Origin of the sequence: Protofrankia symbiont of Coriaria myrtifolia, from assembly GCF_900634755.1 — a bacterium.
Lineage (GTDB): Bacteria > Actinomycetota > Actinomycetes > Frankiales > Frankiaceae > Protofrankia > Protofrankia coriariae.
On record NZ_CAAAFS010000180.1, the window covers coordinates 1 to 5,038 of the forward strand.

The following is a 5,038-nucleotide window of genomic DNA, read 5'->3' on the forward strand; positions in this document are numbered from 1 at the left end:
GTTTGGTGGAGGCTGTGGGTGGTCCCGGTCAGCCGCCGGTGAGGGCGTCCACGAGGTCCAGCGCGGTCGGGCAGCGGGCGAGCAGCTCGCCGACGTGCGCCTTCGTCCCGCGCAGCGGCTCCAGGGTCGGCACCCGCTGCAGGGAGTCGCGGCCGATGTCGAAGATGACCGAGTCCCAGGAGGCGGCGGCCACCTGCTGCGGGTACAGCGCCAGGCAGCGGCCCCGGAAGAACGCCCGGGTGTCGTGCGGCGGCTCGGTCATGGCGCGGACGATCTCGTCCTCGGTGAGCAGCAGATCGACCCGGCCGCGCGCCACCAGCCGGTTGTACAGGCCGCGGTCGGGCCGCACGTCGGAGTACTGCAGGTCGACCAGCTGGAGCCGGGGAGCGTCCCAGCCCACCCCGTCCCGCGCCCGGTAGCCCTCGAGGATGGCGAGCTTGGCGACCCAGTCCAGCTCCCGGGAGCAGCTCATCGGGTCGTCCTCAAGACGCACCAGGACGGACTCCCAGCGGGAGAGCACGTCCGCGGTCTGCGCGTCCGGGTCGGTGCCGAAGCGGTCCTCGACGTACTTGCGGGCCTGCTCGAGGTACTCCATCTGCAGCTGGACGGCGGTCATCTTCCGGCCGTCGCCGAGCGTCAGCAGGTGGCGCAGGGACGGGTCGTGGGAGACCGCCCGCAGACTGCTCACCGGGTTGTCGACGCTGAGGTCGACGTCGAGCCAGGAGTCCTCGATCATCGCGAGCACGAGCGAGGTGGTGCCGACCTTGAGGTAGGTCGAGATCTCGCTCATGTTCGCGTCGCCGATGATCACATGGAGCCGGCGGTACTTCTCCGGGTCTGCGTGCGGCTCGTCCCGGGTGTTGATGATCGGACGCTTCAGGGTGGTCTCCAGGCCGACCTCGACCTCGAAGAAGTCGGCCCGCTGGCTGAGCTGGAAGCCGGCCTCCCGGCCGTCCACTCCGATGCCGACCCGGCCGGCGCCGCAGACGACCTGCCGGGAGACGAAGAACGGGATCAGATGGCGCACGATGTCGCCGAACGGCGTGGACCGGGCCATCAGGTAGTTCTCGTGGCAGCCGTAGGAGACGCCCTTGTTGTCCGTGTTGTTCTTGTACAGGTGCACCGGCATGGTGTTCGGCACGGACAGCGCCCGCCGGGCGGCCTCGGCCATCACCCGCTCGCCGGCCTTGTCCCACAGCACCACGTCGCGCGGGTTGGTCACCTCGGGCGTGGAGTACTCCGGGTGGGCATGGTCGACGTAGAGGCGGGCGCCGTTGGTGAGGATGACATTGGCCAGGCCCAGGTCGTCCTCGTTGGCGGGCGCGGACGGATCGACCACCGGCTCGCGGGGCAGCTCGAAGCCCCGCGCGTCGCGCAGTGGCGACTCCTCCTCGAAGTCCCACCGGGCCCGGCTGCCGCCGGTCGCCTGTCGGCTGGCGTAGGAATTGACCACCAGCGACGAGGCAAGCATCTGGTTGGTGGTTGGCTGACCGGGCACCGAGACGCCGTACTCGGTCTCGGCTCCCATGATCCGGCGAACGCTCACACTGTCAGCGTAGGTGCTTTGAGCCCGCACTGAGACCTGGACCGGACGGGTGACCTTCGGTGACTGCCTGACAAACCTCTAGAAATACGGACCAAATACCCCATCGATGGCCCGCTGAGGACCGGAAAACCCTGGCCCGGGAGCGTGCCGCGCCCGCGGAACGCCCAGGGAAATCGTTTACATCCACTCCCTCGGAGCTCCCTCGGCGCATCCTCGATGCCCTCGACGTCCGCCCCGCCCGGCCCGGGCGCGTGCCGCGCCCCGTCAACGCCGAGGGCGGGAGAGCAGGGAATCCCCCGCTTCTCCCGCCCTCGGCGGAACGTCCTGCGTACCCGGAAGAGACCCGTGGCTGTGTTTCTTCGCCGTTCCCTCGCCGCGCTCCCCGATGCTCCCTCGCGGCTCTGCGCACACCGAGGAGAGGACACCGGGAGGACACCGAGGGGAAACCGAGACGGAGCGCGGGGCCCGGCTCTGGGACACCCTGGCGTGGGCGCCCCGGGGCCGGGCCCCGCTCCGTCTGCCTTCCGGTCTCTTCCTCCGATCGGCTGGGCCGACCGACTTACAGGTACTGGCCCGTGTTGGCGATCGTGTCGATGGACCGGCCGGCCTCGGTGCCCTTGGTCCCGGTGATGAGCGTGCGGATGTAGACGATCCGCTCGCCCTTCTTGCCGGAGATCCGTGCCCAGTCGTCCGGGTTGGTCGTGTTGGGCAGGTCCTCGTTCTCCTTGAACTCGTCGACGCAGGCGTTGAGTAGGTGCTGCATGCGCAGCCCCTTGACGCCCCCCTCGATGAGTTCCTTGACCGCCATCTTCTTCGCCCGGGCGACGATGTTCTCGATCATCGCGCCCGAGTTGAAGTCCTTGAAGTACAGGACCTCCTTGTCACCGTTGGCGTAGGTGACCTCGAGGAAGCGGTTCTCCTCGCTCTCGGCGTACATCCGCTCGACGACCCGCTGGATCATGCCCTGGCAGGTCGCCTCCCGGCTGCCGCCGTTCTCGGCGAGGTCCTCGGCGTGCAGCGGCAGATCGGGCGTGACGTACTTGGCGAAGATGTCCTTGGCCGCCTCGGCGTCCGGACGCTCCACCTTGATCTTGACGTCCAGTCGGCCCGGGCGCAGGATCGCCGGGTCGATCATGTCCTCACGGTTGGACGCGCCGATCACGATCACGTTCTCGAGCTGTTCGACACCGTCGATCTCGCTGAGCAGCTGCGGGACGATCGTGTTCTCGACGTCCGAGGACACCCCGGACCCGCGGGTCCGGAAGATCGAGTCCATCTCGTCGAAGAACACGATCACCGGCATGCCCTCGGACGCCTTCTCCCGCGCCCGCTGGAACACCAGCCGGATCTGCCGCTCGGTCTCGCCGACGTACTTGTTCAGCAGCTCGGGGCCCTTGATGTTCAGGAAGAACGCCCGGCCGCTGCCCTGGCCGGTCTGGGCCTCGACCTTCTTCGCCAGCGAGTTGGCCACCGCCTTGGCGATGAGCGTCTTGCCACAGCCGGGCGGGCCGTAGAGCAGGACGCCCTTCGGGGGCTTCAGCTTGTGCTCGAGGAAGAGATCCTTGTAGAGGAACGGCAGTTCGACGGCGTCCCGGATCGACTCGATCTGGCCCTTGAGGCCGCCGATCTGCTCGTAGCCGATGTCCGGTACCTCCTCGAGGACCAGCTCCTCCACCTCGGACTTGGGGATGCGCTCGAACGCGTACCCCGACCGGGTCTCGATCAACAACGAGTCGCCGGCCCGCAGGTGCCCCTCCAGCAGCGGCCGGGCGAGCAGGACCACGCGTTCCTCGTCGGTGTGGCCGATGACCAGAGCCCGGTCACCGCTTTCCAGGACCTCCTTGAGCAGGACGATCTCGCCATGACGCTCGAACGCGCGCGCGTCGACGACATTGAGGGCCTCGTTGAGCATGACCTCCTGCCCAGGGCTCAGATCGTCGACGCCGACGTTCGGCGACACCGTCACCCGCAGCTTGCGCCCCTGGGTGAACACGTCGACCGTGCCGTCGTCGTACGACCCGATGAAGATCCCGTAGCCGCTGGGCGGCTGGGCGAGTCGGTCGACTTCTTCCTTCAGGGCGATGATCTGATCACGAGCTTCGCGCAGTGTGGCCACGAGCTTGTCGTTCTGCCCGCTGAGGCCGGCGAGGTCCGCCTGGGCCTCGGCCAGTCGCTCCTCAAGCACGCGAACCTGCCGCGGCGACTCGTTGAGCCTGCGCCGCAGCATCGCCACCTCCTCCTCGAGGAAAGCGACCTGTGTTGTGAGCTCGTGTACTTCTTTCTCGTACGCCGATGCTCGTGGATCACCATCACCTGGACGGCCCGAACTCCCACCGGAGCCAGAGCCCGAACGGGGACCGGACACCGCGCCTCCACCTCCCCCGTGCTGACCGGGACGCACCCAACACTACCGTTGTGACCGCCGCTGGCACGCCGGTCTGACGACTACGGGCCTGCTTTGGCGTAAACAGCGAGTTACGGTGCCATGGTGACAGACGATCGGAGCCCTGTGGCAACGCCCACGAATTTCCCTGAGGCATCGACGCCCTCGACAGCGCCCACGACGAGGCCCGCGACAGCGCCCGCAGCAGGGTCCACGGCGGCCTCCTCGGCGGGGTCCACGGCAGCGCCCTCGACGTTGCGAGTACGTGTGGACCAGGGCGCGTGCACCGGCGACGGCCTCTGCGTCCAACTCGCCCCGACCGTGTTCGAGTTCGACATTGACGGTCTGGCATACGTCAAGGGCTCCGACGGCGAGCTGCGCACCCAGGCCGGCGCGTCGGCGCCGGTACCGCTGCCGCTGGTGGACGACGTCGTGGCCGCCGCGGACGACTGCCCGGGCAACTGCATCTACGTCGAACGCCCCGACGGGACCCTCGAGGCCGGCCCCGGCTCCTGACCGTCTCACCCGGGCGCACTGTCCCACCCGGGCGCACTGCCCCATCGGGTGTCGGGTGCACCGGCATCCGGCGCCCGGCGGCACCCCGGGAACATCTCAGCCGATCGGGCGCCGGACGGGAGCCGGGAGCGTCCCGGTGTTCTCAGCGTCACGAAAGCCGGGCATCCGGATGTCGGGGATCCGACATCCGGGCGGTACCGGCGTCAGGAATCCGACACCGGGGCGGCTGTCTGGACCGCTCCGGAAATCTGTGCCTCCTCGGGACGCGCGCCCTTGGCGGGCCGTCGCCGCCGCGGCGGGGCGGTGACACCGTCGGCCAGCCGCCGGGCCGTCACGAGGAAGCCGGTGTGGCCGACCATGCGGTGATCGGGGCGCACCGCCAGCCCGTCCACGTGCCAGGTGCGCGTCATCGACTCCCAGGCGGCCGGCTCGGCGAACGCGCCGTGGGCCCGCAGCTCCTCGACGACGCGGGCCAGCTGCGTGGTGGTGGCGACGTAGGCGCAGACGACCCCGCCGGGCACCAGCGCCGCGCTGACCGTGCCCAGCACCTCCCAGGGGGCCAGCATGTCCAGGACCACCCGGTCGATGTCCCG

General features: G+C 69.3%; 3 protein-coding genes and 1 pseudogene. 1 reads left to right on the forward strand and 3 read right to left on the reverse strand.

From position 1 onward, the window contains the following. Window positions 1–28: 28 nt before the first annotated feature. Together dop and arc are read right to left on the reverse strand one after the other, a co-directional pair. A complete protein-coding gene (gene dop, locus CM1CMNOD_RS10145; RefSeq protein WP_275452055.1) occupies window positions 29–1,546 on the reverse strand; it encodes a depupylase/deamidase Dop in 1,518 nt (505 codons plus the stop codon). Window positions 1,547–2,105: 559 nt separating this feature from the next. Beyond that, entirely contained in the window at window positions 2,106–3,911 is a 1,806-nt protein-coding gene (gene arc / locus CM1CMNOD_RS10150; RefSeq protein WP_013873562.1) for a proteasome ATPase, read from the reverse strand. Window positions 3,912–4,196: 285 nt separating this feature from the next. Here arc and CM1CMNOD_RS23015 point away from each other — a divergent pair, with 285 nt between their 5' ends. Beyond that, on the forward strand, window positions 4,197–4,445 hold the full coding sequence (locus tag CM1CMNOD_RS23015; protein WP_013873563.1) for a ferredoxin: 249 nt from the start codon (window positions 4,197–4,199) through the stop codon (window positions 4,443–4,445). A gap of 203 nt (window positions 4,446–4,648) precedes the next feature. On the opposite strand, the pseudogene CM1CMNOD_RS10160 reads toward CM1CMNOD_RS23015, so the two are convergent. Beyond that, window positions 4,649–5,038, reverse strand: a pseudogene (locus CM1CMNOD_RS10160) (tRNA (adenine-N1)-methyltransferase); the annotation flags it as partial.